Below are 16,232 nucleotides of genomic sequence, written 5' to 3' on the forward strand. Positions count from 1 at the left end.
GAATAAGGCCGGCTAAGATCCTGCCGCTCCAATCATTGGGCGGACGATCCTCCGACCCTCACCAGCATGGAGATCGAGGTACCTTTTCCGACCTGCGATTCCACTATGAGTTCATCCGTATAGGATTGCATATTGGGAAGGCCCATACCGGCTCCGAAGCCCATCTCGCGGGCCAGTTCCGAAGCGGTGGAATACCCTTTCTGCATGGCAAGGGCAATATCCGGGATTCCGGGGCCGCTGTCAACCAGTTTTATGCGAATTTCATCCGGCGTGATTTCCACGTCGGCCACGCCGCCGCCGGCATGGATAAACATATTGATTTCTCCCTCGTACATGGCGATGGTGGCCCGGCGAACCACCTCGGGAGGGAAACCCAATTGTTTCAGGGTCCTTTTAAGATTCGCGGAGGCTTCTCCGGCAGAGGAAAAATCTCCGGCATCCACATCGTAATGAAGCGTAACGGTATTGCCGCTTCCAAATCCACGGCCCTGCATCAGTGTATTGTGCCTCCTACAAGACCGCCGGCATACAGCGTGCCGCACGCGGTAAACATAGAATACGGCGTACTCATAACAACGATATCCTTTTCAGCGGCAAGATCCACCACCGACGGGCCGGGAAGCTTTCCCCTCACAAAAACGACGCACCTCATGTCCATCATTTCGGCGGTACGGATGGCCTGGGCATTGACAAGTCCGGTGAGAAGCATGCCCTGATCCTTGACAAAAGCCAGAACGTCGCTCATCAGATCGCTGCCGCAGGCAGCATTGACTTCCAGTTCATCCAACAGCCTGTCATTGCACAGCACCGTCGCTTTCAGCAGCTCCTGCACCCTACTTAATTTCATTTCCCGCTCCCTTCGCCGCCGGGCCTTCCAAAGAACCGGCTCTCCCCCGGAGCCGCTCTCCCGTACCCAAACTGCCGCTCTTCAGCCGGCGGCCGGCCAACTTCAGCTTGCCTTGGCTCAGGTCCGGCGCCGATTCGTTCCTCCAGCGGGCAAACGCGGCCATCGACGCTCTATCGGTTATAGTATCACATCCGCCCGCTCTGTAACAGCGGAATATTCTTCTTTTCTACTCTGTAAACAAAAAAAAATCTCCGTATATGCTTTTTGCAATTTCCATGCCAGCCCTGCCGTCCAGACAATATCCGTCTCCGGAAATCGGAATCGCGCTTCTAATTCTTATATCGGGACCATTGCGTCACTTTATGAGGGATTTCTTTCAAAATAATGTTAATTTATTAACAATCACAATATATTTATACATTAATTTTTCATAAAAGTCAATTGAAAGTCACCAAGTATTTTATTTTTTTCGCTGTTTTTTTGTGTTTGTTAATTAATTGACAAATTCATGCGTGCTTTCTATAATCAATGCTATTATAATGGTATTATTCTTTAACAATTTCGTATGAAATCAACTAGCATATTGTTTGGAAGAGTGATATAATCTGCAGAAAACGCCTGTACAAAACAAAAGGGGTGTTTCAATTTCATTGTTCAAAGAAAGGTGGTTCATTGTGGAAAAGACGAGAATTTACAATTTTGCAGCCGGCCCTTCCATGCTCCCGCTGGAGGTTCTGGAGCGCGCCAGTTCCGAGATGACAAACTACAAGGGGTCCGGAATGTCCGTCATGGAGATGAGCCACCGAAGCAAGATCTACGACTCCATTTTCCAGGACGCAAAGGAGAAACTCAAGAAGATCCTGCAGGTGCCCGACGAATACAAGATCCTGTTTCTTCAGGGGGGCGCAACGCTGCAGTTTGCCATGGTACCCATGAACCTGATTCCCAAAACGGGGCGCGCGGACTATGCCGTAACCGGCAACTTTTCCGAAAACGCATTCAAGGAAGCCAAAAAGTACGGTGAAATCCGCCTTGCGGCCACCAGCGCGGACAAAAAGCACTCCTATATCCCTCCCCAGAGCCAGCTGGCCCTGGACGCGGAGGCATCCTATTTCCATTACACCGCCAACAATACCGTTTACGGAACCGAATGGAAATACGTCCCAGAGACGGGAAATATCCCCATCGTCTGCGACATGTCCTCCAACATCCTGTCCAAGCCCGTGGACGTCTCCAAATACGGGGTCATCTACGCCGGGGCCCAGAAAAACATGGCTCCCGCAGGGCTCACACTGGTCATCATCCGGGAGGATCTGGCGGGACACGCCTTCCCCTACACCCCCGTCATGCTGGACTACGCGGCCATGATCAAGGGAGATTCCATGTACAATACCCCGCCCTGTTACAATATTTATATTCTTGGCCTGGTACTGGACTGGATCGAATCCATGGGGGGCCTTGCGGGCATGAAGGCACACAACGAGGCCAAGGCGGCCGTTCTCTACGACGTGCTGGATCACAGCAAGCTTTTTATTCCCCACGCGGAAAGCGAAGCCAGATCCCTTATGAACGTCACCTTCCGGACCGGCCGGGAGGAGCTGGACGAGAAATTCGTCAAGGAAGCCACCGCAAAAGGTTTTTCGAACCTCAAGGGGCACCGGGCAACCGGAGGCATGAGGGCATCCATCTACAACGCCATGCCCATGGAAGGCGTCCGCGCTCTTGCGGAATTCATGAAAGCATTTGAGCAGAGCAATTCCTGAAGCACACGGCCGGCGGCCGGTTCAGAAGAATGAATGGAGGCATCCGCATGTTCAGAATCAAGACACTCAATCGAATTTCCCCTGCAGGTCTTTCCAAGCTGGACAACACGCGCTTTTCCGTGGGAGATGAGACAGACAATCCCGACGGAATTTTGGTGCGCTCTTCCGAAATGGGGGATTACGTTTTTCCCGACACACTGCGGGCTATCGCCCGGGCGGGCGCCGGCACCAATAATATCCCCGTGGCCCGCTGTTCCGAGGCGGGCATCGTGGTGTTCAACACGCCCGGGGCAAACGCCAACGCCGTGAAGGAGCTGGTGCTCTGCTCCCTCTTCCTGTCTTCCCGGAAGATTGTCTCCGGGATCGACTGGGTCAAGCAGCTGGCCAGAAAGGGCGAGGACGTGGCCGCCGCCGTGGAAAAGGGAAAGGCAGCGTTCGTCGGTCCGGAGCTGGAAGGCAAATCTTTGGGAATCGTGGGTCTGGGCGCCGTGGGCGTACAGGTGGCCAACGTCGCCGTTAAGCTGGGTATGAAGGTGTACGGCTACGACCCGTTTTTGTCCGTGGAACACGCTCTGAACCTGACCCGCAGCATTCACCGGGTCATGGATCTGGAGAGCATCTACAAAACCTGCGACTATATCACCCTTCACGTTCCCCTCAATCCGGAAACCAAAGGCATGATCAACACCGACTCCATCCATATGATGAAGGGGCACGTGCGCATCATCAATCTGGCACGGGGCGAACTTGTGGACACGAAGGACATTCTGGAGGCGCTGGAAACCGGCAAGGTGGGCTGCTATATTACCGATTTCCCCAACAACGACCTGGCCCTCGCGAAAAACGTGGTGGCAATCCCCCATCTGGGCGCCTCCACGCCGGAGAGCGAAGACAACTGCGCCGCCATGGCAGCCATGGAGCTGAAGGACTATCTGGAAAACGGGAATATCAAGAACTCCGTCAACCTGCCCGACGTATCCATGGAATTCTCCGGGATGGACCGGCTGTGCGTCATCCACAAGAATATCCCCAACATGCTGGGCAGCATCATCTCGATCCTTTCGCCGGAAAATATGAATATCGAAAACATGGTGAACAAATCCAAAAAGGACTACGCTTACACCATGCTGGACGTCAACTCCAAAGTGCCGGAGAACGTAATCGACAAAATCAAGGCCGTGGAGGGTGTCCTGCGCGTGCGTGTGATCCACCACTGAGTCTTGCCTTGCGCCAATATCAAAAAAAGGGTACAATACATAGGTATTGTACCCCTTCCTATTTTATTGGGTACGGCGGGAGGAATTCGTATGACTGAGGCGGAAATGCGGGAACAGTTCTGTGAAATCGGGCGGCGCTGCTGGCAGCGGGGCTGGGTGGCGGCCAACGACGGCAATTTCAGCGTCCGGCTGGGCGAGAACGTATTTCTCGTGACACCCACCGGGGTGAGCAAGGGATTCATGACGCCGGAGATGCTACTTCTGGTGGACTCCGACTGCAGAGCGCTTTCCAACACGGGAGGAAAGCCCTCGTCGGAACTGAAGATGCATATGCGCTGCTACAGGGAACGGCCGGACATCCGCGCCGTGGTCCACGCCCACCCGCCGGCGAGCACCGCTTTTGCAGCGGCGCGGCTGCCTCTGGACGCGCCCATCTTATCCGAATTTCTCATGAGTCTCAAGGAAGTGCCCGTGGCACCCTACGCCACGCCCGGAACGGACGAGGTGCCCGATTCCATCGCTCCGCTCCTGCCTTCCCACAATGCGGTTCTCCTTGCCAATCACGGAGCCGTCACTCTGGGAGAGACGCTGATGCAGGCTTATTATCGGCTGGAATCCCTGGAGCACACCGCGGAAATCTTCCTCTCGGCCCGGCTTCTGGGAGGGGGCGTTCCCCTGACGCCAGAGCAGGCCGCGCGGCTGAAGGCGTTTTAAGCAAACGAAAGGCGCTTTTTCAACAAATCCCAAAAATAAAAAGGACCGCCCGGGCGAAAATCGTCCGGGCGGTCCTTTTTTGCTGCGTCAGGAAGCTTCGGTTACGTACATAAAGTATTTGTATCCCAAAGGCGAGGTGTAGAAACCGGCAAGGCCGGGATCAATCATATAGGGATCGGTATTGAAATACAGGGGGATCATGGCCATATCCGCCATCAGGGCGTCCTCCGCCAGGTGCATGTTCCCAATACGGTCCGCTCTGTCCTCCGAATCCCGGGCCCGGGTGATGAGCTCGTCATAATGGGCATTGGAGTAGCGGGCTATGTTGTTTCCGTTCCCGGTTGTCCACATGTCCAGGAAGGAGATGGGATCGTTGAAATCGGCCAGCCAGGCAAGGCCCGCCATCTGGTAGCTTCCGCCCAGCACGTCGTCCATAAAGCCGCTCCAGTCCCGGGCGGAAAGGGTGACGGTAACGCCCAGCTCATCCTGCCACATATACTGCAGGGCCTGGGCAATCTTATCGCTGACATCGTCGTTCACATAGAGATACTCGACGGCCGGGAACCCTTCCCCATCGGGATATCCCGCTTCGGCAAGGAGTTTTTTCGCTTCTTCGCAGTTGGCCTCATAAGACTGGGCGCTTGTATCGATATACGCTCCGCCCACCGACCGGAAATCCTCGCCGGCCGCGACATCGGACAAACCGTCGGGTACAAGGGCGGAGGCCGGGATTTCGCCGCCTGCCGTCACGTTGTCCACCAGGTAATTTCTGTCCACGGCGAGGGAAAAGGCCTTGCGCACCTTCGGGTCGTCAAAGGGTTTCGACGCATCGTTGAGGCAGGAGAAATAAACGCCCATCACGCCCTTGACGGTGAGTTCCCCGTCCTTCTTCAGGGTGGGGATCTCCCCGGCGGGCACCTGGTCGATAAAGGACAGCTCCCCGCTCCGGTAAGCCGTCAGCATGGCCGCGGAATCATCCATGAGGTAAAATTTGATCGTTTCCGGTCCGACGGCTTCGGCGTTATAATACTCGGGATTTTTTGAATAGAGCATATACGAGTTGTGGGACCAGTCGGTAAGGACATAGGGGCCGTTGCATACATAGTCTTCAAAAGTCCACTGGTCGCCGTTTTTTTCAATGACATCTTCCCGTACGGGATAGGTGTTGGGAAAAGCGCAGATCTCCAGAAAATACGGGCAGGGTGCCGAAAGCGTGATCTCCACGGTTCTGTCATCCGGCGCCGTTATCCCCAGCTGATCCGACGTCATATCCCCCGCCAGGATTTCGTCGGCATTTTTCACCATCTCCAGGATATAGGAGTATCCCGCGCCGGTGGTGGGATCCATGAGCCGCCGCCACGCGTAAACAAAATCGGAGGCGGTAACTGGCTGACCGTCAGACCATTTGATGTCGTCCCGGAGGGTGAAGGTATAAACCGTGCCGCTGTCGTCCACCGTATAGCCGGCCGCCTGGGCGGGAACGATGTCCCCGTCTGCGTCCAGCCTCATAAGGCCTTCAAAGGCATGGTTTATGAGGGTGGCCCCGTCCACTGTGGCATTGAGCTGGGGATCGATGGTACCCGGTTCCGATCCCACGCATACGTTCAGGTTCAGCACCGGAGCGGCCGTGGGAGTGGCCGCGGCGCCGCCGGTCTGCGCGCAGCCCGCCAGGGCTGCCGCCAGAAGCAATGCGGCAAGAATCGCCGCCGTCACCTGTTTTTTCTTCATCCATTTATCTCCCCTAACTTTTCTCTTTTTCTGCATCGCATCCTATTGAATACTTTCGATAATTTCCGCACAACAGCCGTAATTCGCCGAATATCGGCCGATTCCCATTTTAAACGATCACCCGGATTATTTTACCATAATTTTCGCCTTTCGTACAGGACGATTTCGGGCGAAAAAAGTTCCCCGCGCCGCAAAGGCGCGGGGAACTTTTTAATTCTTGCAGGAAAGGACTCAGGCAGCCATGCTGGTGTACATGAAGTACTTGTAGCCCAGAGGCGAAGAATAGAAGCCCTGGAGATTGGGATTGATCATATAGAGATCGGTGTAGAAATAGATGGGGGCGACGGGCATATCCGCCATCAGAATATCTTCCGCCTCGTGCATCTTGGTGATGCGCTCGGTCCTGTCGGAGGAAGTCTTGACGGCCGAGATGAGCGCGTCATAGTCGGCGTTGGAGTAGTTTGCATCGTTGTTGCCGCCGCCGGTGACCCACATATCCAGGAAGGAGATGGGATCGTTGTAGTCGGCCAGCCAGCCGTGACGGGCAATCTGGAAGTCTCCGTTATGCCGGGTGTCGATAAACGCCGCCCAATCCTGGTTGGTGATGGTCACGGTGACGCCCAGCTCGGTCTGCCACATGTTCTGAAGGGCCTCTGCAATAGCTTTGTGGCCTTCGGAGGTGTTGTACATATACTCCACGGCGGGGAAGCTCTTTCCATCGGGATATCCGGCCTCGGAGAGAAGCTGGCGGGCCTGCTCGCAGTTGGCCTCGTAATCCTCGGTCTTTACGCTGTAGTAATCGCCGCCCACCGCGCGGAAGTCATCGGTGGGAGAAACATCTGACAGTCCGGTGGGAACATACGCAGAAGCGGGAATCTGGCCGCCCTGGGCAACCTGATCCACAATATAGTTTCTGTCGATGACAAGAGAGAACGCCTTGCGGACGCGGGCATCGTCAAAGGGAGCCTTTTCGGTGTTGAAGCAGACAAAATAGGTGCCCATCTGGCCCTCGATGGTAAGCGTGCCGGCTTCTTTCAGGGCGGGGATCTCATTGGTGGGAACATCGTCGATAAAGGCAAGCTCGCCGCTGTTGAAGGCTGCCAGCATGGCATTGGTGTCGTCCATCAGATAGAACTTGATGGTGTCGGGGCCCAGGCTGTCCACGCCGTAATACTCGGGGTTCTTGGAATAGAGCATATACTCGTTGTGGGACCAGTCGGTGAGGACATAGGGGCCGTTGCAGACATAGTCTTCAAAGGTCCACTGATCTCCCTTGGCATCAATGACGTCCTTGCGGACCGGGTATGTGGCCGGGAACGCGGCAATCTCGAGGAAATAGGCGGTGGGGTTATTCAGGGTGATTTCAACGGTCTTGTCGTCTTTGGCGACAATGCCCAGCTCGGAGGGATCCTTCTCGCCGGCCATGATCTCGTTGGCGTTAACCACCATATCGATCATGTAGTTGTACTCGGAAGCCGTCGCGGGATCGACCAGCCTCTGCCATGCATAGACGAAATCAGAAGCCTTGACGGGCTCGCCGTCGGACCACTTGATATCGTCCCGGAGGGTGAAGGTGTATACGGTTCCGGTATCGTCCACGGAGTAGCTGGCTGCCTGGGCGGGAACGATCTCGCCTTCGGAATCCAGTTTCATGAGGCCTTCAAACGCGTGATTGATGAGGGTAGCTCCGTCAACCGCCGTGTTCAGCTGCGGGTCGATGGTATTGGGTTCGGAAGCGATGCAGACGTTCAGGTTGAACGCTTCGGGTGCCGCCGCCGTAGGCGTGGGGGTCGCTGCAGTCTGCGTGCCGCAGCCCGCCAGCAAGGATACCATCAAACCTAAGGCAAGAGCAAGAGCCAATAGCTTTCTGTTTTTCTTCATCAAACAATCCTCCTAATTCTTTTCTTCCCTTATTTATCACTTATTGGACAACACGACCAATACTGAATCAAATTATAATCTATTGTTATGTAAATGTAAACAGTCGCAGCCGCAATTGCCCAAAAATAATACGATTCAATCTGCGGTTCTTCTACAGCAAATGACAGGCCGCCCAGTGCCCGGGCTGGTGCTCAAGGAAGGGGGGCGTTTCTTCGGCACATTTCGGCATGGCATAGGGGCACCGAGTGTGGAACCGGCAGCCGGAGGGGGGATTGATGGGGCTGGGGATATCTCCCTCCAGAACAATCCGCTTTTTCTCTTTGCTCTTCCGGGGATCGGGGATGGGTACGGCCGACAGGAGCGTCCTGGTATAGGGGTGGAGCGGATTTTTATAAAGCTCGTAGCTCTCCCCCAGCTCCACGAGGTTTCCCAGATACATGACCCCGATGCGGCTGCTGATGTGCCTCACCACGGACAGATCGTGAGCAATGAAGAGATACGTAAGCCCCAGTTCCTGCTGCATATCCTCCAGCATGTTTACAATCTGGGACTGGATGGACACGTCCAGAGCGGAAATCGGTTCGTCGCACACGATGAATTCCGGCTGGACCGCCAGAGCTCGGGCGATTCCGATCCGCTGCTGCTGACCGCCGGAAAACTCATGGGGGTACCGGTTGGCGTGTTCGCTGTTGAGTCCCACCTGCTCCAGAATGGTCCGGATCTTGTCCTGGCGTTCTTTTTTACTGCCATAGAGATTGTGGATGTCCATCGCTTCGCCCACGATTTCCCCAACAGTCATGCGCGGGTCCAAAGAGGCGGAGGGATCCTGAAAGATGATCTGCATCTTTCTGCGGTAGGGCAGCATGTTGGCGTGGGTGATATCCTTCCCCCGATACAGGATCTGGCCGGAAGTGGGTTCATAGAGCCGCAGAAGCGTCCGGCCCAGGGTGGTTTTTCCGCAGCCGGACTCGCCCACCAGGCCCAAAGTTTCTCCCTCACGGATATAGAAGCTGACATCCTCCACCGCCTGGACGTTTTTTGTCTTCAGAAGGCCGAGCTTAACCGGAAAGTACTTTTTCAGGTTCTTGATCTCAACCAGCCTGTTCTCATTCATTCCGGCCGCCCTCCTTTCCGCAGTCCCTGGCCAGAAGCCAGCAGGCAGCCGTGTGCCCGCCTTCCACCCGAATGTTGGGAGGGGCCTCCCGGAGGCAAATCTTCATGCAGTGCTCGCAGCGGGGCCCGAAGGGGCAGCCTTCCGGAGGGTCAAGCATGTCCACGGGCGTCCCCTCAATTGGGATGAGCCGCTCGTGGGACTCGGCGTCCACCCGGGGCATGGAGCGGAGCAGCCCATGGGTATAGGGATGCTTCGGGTTGTAGAAGATATCGTTCACCGAGCCGGACTCGATGATGTGGCCGGCATACATGACGGACACCCAGTCGCAGATCTCCGCCACCACGCCCAGATTGTGGGTGATGAAGATGATGGACATATTTATCTTCTGCTGAAGCTGCTTCATGAGCTCCAGAATCTGGGCCTGTATCGTTACGTCCAGAGCGGTGGTGGGCTCGTCGGCGATGAGGAGCTTGGGATTGCAGATAAGTCCCATAGCGATCATCACCCGCTGGCGCATTCCGCCGGAAAACTCATGGGGATACTGGGTCATGCGCTTCTCCACGTTGTTGATGCCCACCAGCTCCAGCATCTCTTTGGCCCGGCGCTCGGCTTCCTTTCTGGGTATCTTTTCGTGGCACAGCACCGCTTCCACAAGCTGATTCCCGATGGTATAAACCGGGTTGAGGCAGGTCATGGGGTTCTGGAAGATCATACTGATCTCGCTGCCGCGCATGGTCTGCTTTTCCTTTTCTCCCATCGCAAGGACGTCTTTTCCGTCGAATATGATGGAGCCTCCCACCACCTTGCCCGGGCTTTGAAGAAGCCCCATAATGGAATACGCCTCGACGCTCTTCCCACTGCCGGACTCCCCCACGATGCCCATGACACGCCCTTTTTCCAGGCTGTAGGAGATCCCGTCCACCGCCTTGACCTCGCCGGCGGAAGTGAAAAAGGAGACCTTAAGGTCTTTTATTTCCAATAAATTCTTGTTCTCCATATTCTCCACCCCCTATTTCTTCAGCCGCGGATCCAGCGCGTCCCGCAGACCGTCGCCGAACAGGTTGAAGGCCAGAATCAGGATGCTAAGAATCACGGCCGGAAAGACCAGACGCATGGGATAGGTATAGATTCCGTTGAGCGCGTCCGAGCAGAGGGAGCCAAGGCTGGCCAAAGGCGCAGCAATGCCCAGCCCCAAAAAGGAGAGAAATGACTCCAGAAAAATGGCCGACGGGATCTGAAGCATGGTGGTTACAATGATCTGGCCGATGCAGTTGGGGAGAAGATGCCGCCGGATGATCCGGGAGCTGTTGGCCCCCAGGGCGCGCGCGGCCGTAACGTATTCCTGCTGCTTGAGCTGCAGGATCTGACCGCGGAGAATCCTCGCCATGCCCACCCAATAGAGCATGCCGAAAACAATAAAGATGCTGATGAGGCCGGGACCCAGCGTGCTGAGAAATCGGAAAAAGTTGTTGCTGTTAAAAGCCTGCTGCAGCGGCACTTTCAGTACGGTGGAAAGCAGCAGGACCACCAGGACGTCCGGAATGGAATAGATGAGCTCCACGATTCGCATCATAATATCGTCCACGCGACCGCCCAGGTATCCGGAAACGGACCCGTAAATGGAGCCGATCACCAGAACGATCAGGCTGGCAATCACGCCCACAGCCAGCGAAATCCGGGAACCGTACATCACGCGGACCAGGAGATCGCGCCCCAGGCTGTCCGTACCGAAGGGATGGGCAAGGCTGGAGGCGAGGTTTTCAGCGCCCCGGATCTGCTGTTCATAGGAGTAGGGGGAGAAAAGCGGGCCGACAAAGGCGAAGAGAAGAAACAGAATGATGACCCCCAGGGCAACCATGGCGACTTTGTTCTTTTTCAGTCTCCGCCAGGCATCCTGCCAGTAGGACATGCTTTTGCGGACCTCGATGAAGGTCTCCTTTTCGCTCTGGGTGGCGGGCTCAAAATCGTCCTCCCGAAAAGGGGGGCACTGGCCCATGGCCAAAATGGACTCCATATCCGGCTGCAGGCTTCCAAAGCCGGGACTCATGGCATCGCGCACGTCAGTCCACCCCCTTTGTAAGATTGATTCTGGGATCCACGACCTTATACAGGATATCCACGATCAGGTTCATGGTCACAATGATGATGGCAAGAAAAATCGTGGTGCCCATGATGAGAGGGTAATCCCGGTTGAGAAGGCTCTGAATGAAGTACCGGCCCAGGCCGCCGATGCTGAAAACCTTTTCCACCACGAAGCCACCGGTGAGGATATACGCGGTGAGGGGGCCCAGGTAGGTGATAACGGGGATCAAAGAGTTCCGCAGGGCATGCTTGAATATGATCCTGTTGGTGGGAAGGCCCTTGGCCCGGGCGGTCTTGATATAGTCCTGCCCGATGGCGTCCAGCATGCTGGAGCGGGTGAGCCGGGCTACATAGCACATGGGATACAGCCCCAGAGAGAAGCAGGGCATAAGATAACTCTGCCAGGTGGTGAGGCCCACCGTGGGCAGCACCTTCCACACCACGCCGAACAGAATGAGCAGCATGGTGGCCACCACGAAGGTGGGAATGGCAATGCCGATGGTGGATATCACCGTCAGGGCATTATCCACCGCCTTTCCTCGGAAGTACGCCTCGATACAGCCGATGGGCACTCCTATCAGCACGGCAAAAACCAAGGCAATGGCTCCCACCTTCGCCGAGATGGGAAAGAGTTCGGATATAATCGTGGTCACCGGGCGGTTCTTCTGCATTTTAAAAGACACTCCGAAGTCGCCCTGGGCCGCGTGAATCAAATAATTCTTCAGCTGGACAATCACGGGCTGATCCAGGCCGTATTTTTCGTTCAAGGCGTCCAGAACCGCCTGGGACGGCGCTTTTTCGCTCAGAAAAGGGCCGCCCGGCACCATATTCATAAGTCCAAAGGTAATACAGGCGATCAGCAGAACCGTCACGGCGGCCATGAGGATCCGCTTCAATATGTATTTTACCATTCCTTCACTTCCCATATATTTCTATAAAATCAGTCCGAAAAAATCGTAATATTTTGTTTATTTTATCCCACAGGCACAGGTTCGTCAAGGCGAAATCTATTCCTGCAGCGCATATATCCATCTATTTCCAACAGAAATGCAGATACTCTCCGGAACGCCGCCGTTGGTTTCCGGTCCGTATCTGCATCGGCAATTTTTCTTCAGGCGCTTATCAAAATCTATTCCGCAGCCACCGAGTCTACCGACAGTATATCGCTTTTCATTTCATCAGTCAAACCCAAAGCCCAAGTATCCCGAGCCGGAAAATGTTTCCCATTTCTTATCCTCGGGAAAATAACGCCAAATCATTCCAAACTCTATGTCCCGGCCATCGGATTCTTTTCCGCATCCCGCCGGTACGCGCACCCGGTACCCCGCCGCGGGAAGTTCCCGCGCAATCAGGTTTAAGCCCTTCTCCAGAAGAGCATCCGGAAGGAGCAGCTCCTTCACCGTTACAAGCTTCCCGGGACCCCGCTCCGCCGCGGCGCAGCCCGTGAAGCCGTCCAGGTCCAGCCTGTACAGATCCGCCCCGGACCGCCGGGACAGACCCTTTTGAAAAAGAGCTCCGTCGGAGCCGCAGCGGACATGGAGACTTCCCGCCAGAAGGCGCTCCCGGAGAGCGTCATATTCCTCCGCTCCTGCCGGCGCCAGTCTGCCGACGGGCCGCCTGACCGGCGGACGTTCAAAACGAAGCTCCCTGTGGGAAAATTTCTCCTCGTAGCCGTGACTTCCAAAATAATCATGGAGGCTCCGCTCCGCCGGAACCAGGATGATATTGTCAACGCCCAGACGCGCGGCGCGGCTGCCCGCTTCCTCCAGGAGAACCGTTCCCAGGCCCCGGCCCTTTACGCGGTCTGCGGAAGCGATGGCATACAGGTACAGCGTCGGCGCGGTTTTTCCCCCGGCGCTCACCAGTCCCATGGGCATGAGAGTCAGCATGGCGGCAAGGACCCCGTCTTCCAGAAGAAGAAGGGTTTCGTCCCGGCGGTAGCGCTCCTTATAATAAGAGTGGATGTAGGACCAGGGATCGTGAAAGCGTTCTCTCCAGATCTGTTTCTGGGCGGTCACGTCCCCGAACCGGGCCAAACGGATTTCGGTCATTACACGCTCTCTCCCGTAAATTCAGATCGGAACTCCGGCTTCAGGGTGGCCACATATTTTTCCACCATGAGATCGGGGTCATAAGACTGCTTAGCGCGGCGGAGGCCCTCGATCCCCAGGTCGTCCTCACGGTTGATATAAACGATGTCGGGGTAAGTTTCGCGGATATACCGGGCGAACTCCCGGTTTATCATGGCGTAGGCTCCCTGCACCGAAGCGTAGGCCTTTTCGAAATGGGTGTCGAAGGTGTCGGAATTCAGGCGCTCCCCGATGGTGAAAGCGATGCATCTGCCGTCCTGGCGGAGAAGCCCGCCGTCCAGCTTCAGCTGCGCAAAGTTGTCAAACATCTTTTCCATGGCCGCGTCGTCGCTCGCCCCGTCCTCGTTTTCGGTTCCATTCAGGCGGTTCCATTCGGCATTGAGCCGGCGGCACTCGTCCAGATTCTTCTCCGTCACGGGCTCGAAGCTCCAGGGTTTTCCGGATTCCAGGAAGCGGTTTATATGGGTGCGCTTCGCGTGGAGCTTCTTCCCGGGCAGCTCCGCCAGCTTTTCCACCTTGTACAGGTAGTCGAAATTGCTGCGTTCCTCCCGGTAAGAAAACCTGCCGGGAAACAAATTTTCCAGTTCGGCCACGGTCCGAAGCGTAAGGCCGATGAGCGTAAATTCCTCGCCGGCAGGCCGGGACTCGCCGCCCAGGTGCAGGAGAATCAGGCGCCTGTCCCCCGCGCCCGCGGGGTACAGGCAGGCGCAGCCGTTTTTCGTGGTCGCCTTGACCAGCAGAAATCCGTCCTGAAGCGCGATTTTCTGGGTAAAAGGTTCGCTCCATACAAAGATGTTGGTAAAATTATATTCACAGCCCCGGTAATCCGACAGGGCAACGGTCCTGTCGAACCACTCCTTGTCGGACAGCTCGGGGGTTTTAAATGGTATCATGCAGTATCCTCTCCGGTATCAATCGCACAGATTTCGGCGCGGCCGCCGGAGGTATCCGGAGCCATGCGCCGATTTTATTCCAATGGACATGGTAATTCCGGGGATAAACGAATCCCCGGAATTGTTCCAGCTACACTACGGAGCTCTTTTTTGGCAAAATGATCGCCGCGATGATGTAGATCGCAATCCCGACGGCAACGCCGCTGGCGAAAATCAGGAGCGCCGCAATCAGGCGGACGATGCTGGGGTCGACATTCAGGTATTCCGCAATGCCGCCGCAGACCCCGGAAATAATTTTGTCGTCGTCAGATTTATAAAGCCGTTTCGCGGTCATACTATGTTCTCCTTCCGCTTTGAAAATTCCGTTTCTTTTTCCGTCCCGACGCCTCCCGCACTCGCAGGAGATCTTACAACCGAGTATACCACAGGGCGGGACGGGGCACAAGAAGGCTGGGGGGCCGCGCTTTTATTTTCCGGTTTCCGCAGGAATCAGCTCGCCGTTTTCCGCAAATTTCATCGGATGCAGCTCCGACTTGGTGAATCTCGCTATCTCGGCCATGCGTATGGCCTCGGCATAGTTTGCGATAAAGGTATAGGCAACGCCGTGCTTTTTCGCCCGGCCGGTGCGGCCGATCCTATGGATGTAATATTCGTTTTCGTCGGGTACGTCGTAGTTGAACACCACGTCCACGTCGTCCACGTCGATTCCCCGTGCGGCCACGTCGGTGGCCACCAGGAGGCGCAGATTGCCCTTCTTGAACGTTGCCATCACCTTTTCCCGGAGGCTCTGCCGGATATCCCCGTGGATACACTCGGCGGGATATCCCCGCATGGAGAGAAGCTTAGTCAGTCGCTCCACCATGAGCTTTGTGTTGCAAAATGCGATGGCCCGGCCGATGTCCTGGGATTCCATGATGCGCACCAGGGCGTCCACCTTGGCGTTTCCGGACACCTGGAGGCTGTACTGCCGGATATCCGGCTTGTTTTCCAGGTCCGCCTCCACGGTGAGCTCCACGGGATCCCGCTGATAAATCCAGGAAATGTCCATCACTTCCCGGGAAATAGTGGCGGAAAACAGGGCCATGTTTTTCCGGTTTGGCATCCTGTCCAAAATCTTGGTGACTTCCTTGATGAAACCCATATCCAGCATGCGGTCCGCCTCGTCCAGAATCGCGGTGCGCACGCCATCTAAACGGATGGTCTTCCGGTTCATGTGGTCCATGAGGCGGCCCGGAGTGGCCACCACGATCTGGGGTTTTCTCTTGAGGGCCTGGATCTGGCGGTCGATGGGCTGGCCGCCGTAGACGCAACAGATCCGGATCCCTTTCATAAACTCGGCCAGGGCCCGGAGTTCGTCGTTGATCTGCATGGCAAGCTCCCGGGTGGGAGCCATGATAACCGTCTGGACCTGCAGGTCCTCGGGGTCGGTCTGCTCCAGGATGGGGATGCCGAAGGCGAAGGTTTTGCCGGTGCCGGTGGGCGCCTTGGCGATCACGTCTTTTTTCTCCATCATGGGAGGGATGGCAAAGGCCTGGATGGGAGTCGTTTCGGCAAAACCCCGCTTTTCCAGGGCGCGGAGGATCTCCGGCGACAGGCCGAGGCTGTCGAAGCGTACGGGCTGATTTTCCATAGTACAATTCCTTTCATTTTACGCTTGATTCAAGGTCTCCAAACAAGCATAAAATGATTGTTTCCCGATGCCCGGCATTCCCCCGGGCACAACCTCAAATCAAAAAGGAGAACGCATCCAAAGCCTTCTCCTTACGGTTCCCGCCATGTCGATTTGTATGCGTGCATTCCTTCTGCAAACAAACTGTATTCATTTTGTATCTGTAGGCTGTAGTAGTATATCATATTCCCCGGTTTTCCGCAATATTTTTTATTGCCGCCGCCTTTTCGCCGT

The 16,232-nt window shown here is 55.8% G+C and carries 15 protein-coding genes; 3 read left to right on the forward strand and 12 right to left on the reverse strand.

The window, feature by feature from the left end; genetic code table 11:
* Positions 1 to 32 precede the first annotated feature (32 nt).
* Positions 33 to 494 (reverse strand): ATP-binding protein, encoded by a 462-nt coding sequence (locus B9A13_RS05675; protein WP_084234086.1) that lies wholly within the window; start codon positions 492 to 494, stop codon positions 33 to 35.
* Positions 494 to 847 carry a DRTGG domain-containing protein gene (locus B9A13_RS05680; protein WP_084234087.1) on the reverse strand — a complete coding sequence of 118 codons (354 nt, stop codon included), beginning with the start codon at positions 845 to 847 and terminating at the stop codon, positions 494 to 496. The genes B9A13_RS05675 and B9A13_RS05680 overlap by 1 nt, the downstream gene beginning before the upstream one ends.
* A gap of 674 nt (positions 848 to 1,521) precedes the next feature.
* On the opposite strand from B9A13_RS05680, the gene serC reads away from it, so the two are divergent.
* From serC to B9A13_RS05695, 3 genes are all read left to right on the forward strand, one after another.
* Complete coding sequence (gene serC / locus B9A13_RS05685; protein ID WP_084234382.1) at positions 1,522 to 2,610, forward strand: 3-phosphoserine/phosphohydroxythreonine transaminase; 1,089 nt, start codon at positions 1,522 to 1,524, stop codon at positions 2,608 to 2,610.
* Positions 2,611 to 2,657: 47 nt separating this feature from the next.
* Positions 2,658 to 3,827 (forward strand): phosphoglycerate dehydrogenase, encoded by a 1,170-nt coding sequence (locus B9A13_RS05690; protein ID WP_084234088.1) that lies wholly within the window; start codon positions 2,658 to 2,660, stop codon positions 3,825 to 3,827.
* 90 nt (positions 3,828 to 3,917) lie between these two features.
* Positions 3,918 to 4,541, forward strand: coding sequence for a class II aldolase/adducin family protein (locus B9A13_RS05695; RefSeq protein WP_084234089.1), 624 nt, complete (start codon positions 3,918 to 3,920; stop codon positions 4,539 to 4,541).
* Between the two features lie 87 nt (positions 4,542 to 4,628).
* Here the strand turns inward: B9A13_RS05695 and B9A13_RS05700 are convergent, their stop codons facing one another.
* The 10 genes from B9A13_RS05700 to B9A13_RS05745 form a co-directional block, all read right to left on the reverse strand.
* Complete coding sequence (locus B9A13_RS05700) at positions 4,629 to 6,269, reverse strand: peptide ABC transporter substrate-binding protein (RefSeq protein ID WP_084234090.1); 1,641 nt, start codon at positions 6,267 to 6,269, stop codon at positions 4,629 to 4,631.
* 231 nt (positions 6,270 to 6,500) lie between these two features.
* Positions 6,501 to 8,150, reverse strand: coding sequence for a peptide ABC transporter substrate-binding protein (locus B9A13_RS05705; RefSeq protein WP_084234092.1), 1,650 nt, complete (start codon positions 8,148 to 8,150; stop codon positions 6,501 to 6,503).
* A gap of 151 nt (positions 8,151 to 8,301) precedes the next feature.
* Positions 8,302 to 9,264, reverse strand: coding sequence for an ABC transporter ATP-binding protein (locus B9A13_RS05710; RefSeq protein ID WP_084234094.1), 963 nt, complete (start codon positions 9,262 to 9,264; stop codon positions 8,302 to 8,304).
* The gene (locus tag B9A13_RS05715) at positions 9,257 to 10,261 is read right to left on the reverse strand and encodes an ABC transporter ATP-binding protein (RefSeq protein WP_084234096.1); all 1,005 of its coding nucleotides are present in this window, start codon (positions 10,259 to 10,261) and stop codon (positions 9,257 to 9,259) included. Before B9A13_RS05715 ends, B9A13_RS05710 begins: the two co-directional genes overlap by 8 nt.
* Positions 10,262 to 10,273: 12 nt before the next feature.
* Positions 10,274 to 11,278 carry an ABC transporter permease gene (locus B9A13_RS05720; protein WP_084234383.1) on the reverse strand — a complete coding sequence of 335 codons (1,005 nt, stop codon included), beginning with the start codon at positions 11,276 to 11,278 and terminating at the stop codon, positions 10,274 to 10,276.
* A 46-nt stretch (positions 11,279 to 11,324) separates the two neighbouring features.
* A complete protein-coding gene (locus B9A13_RS05725; protein ID WP_084234097.1) occupies positions 11,325 to 12,257 on the reverse strand; it encodes an ABC transporter permease in 933 nt (310 codons plus the stop codon).
* 267 nt (positions 12,258 to 12,524) lie between these two features.
* Entirely contained in the window at positions 12,525 to 13,397 is an 873-nt protein-coding gene (locus B9A13_RS05730; protein ID WP_084234099.1) for a GNAT family N-acetyltransferase, read from the reverse strand.
* Positions 13,397 to 14,329: a DUF2156 domain-containing protein gene (locus B9A13_RS05735; protein ID WP_084234101.1), complete on the reverse strand. Its 933-nt coding sequence runs from the start codon at positions 14,327 to 14,329 to the stop codon at positions 13,397 to 13,399. The genes B9A13_RS05730 and B9A13_RS05735 overlap by 1 nt, the downstream gene beginning before the upstream one ends.
* A 130-nt stretch (positions 14,330 to 14,459) precedes the next feature.
* On the reverse strand, positions 14,460 to 14,663 hold the full coding sequence (locus tag B9A13_RS05740; protein WP_084234103.1) for a PspC domain-containing protein: 204 nt from the start codon (positions 14,661 to 14,663) through the stop codon (positions 14,460 to 14,462).
* Between the two features lie 132 nt (positions 14,664 to 14,795).
* A complete protein-coding gene (locus B9A13_RS05745; RefSeq protein WP_084234104.1) occupies positions 14,796 to 15,959 on the reverse strand; it encodes a DEAD/DEAH box helicase in 1,164 nt (387 codons plus the stop codon).
* Positions 15,960 to 16,232: the final 273 nt, after the last annotated feature.

This window comes from Papillibacter cinnamivorans DSM 12816 (assembly GCF_900176335.1).
GTDB classification, from domain to species: Bacteria; Bacillota; Clostridia; order Oscillospirales; family Oscillospiraceae; genus Papillibacter; species Papillibacter cinnamivorans.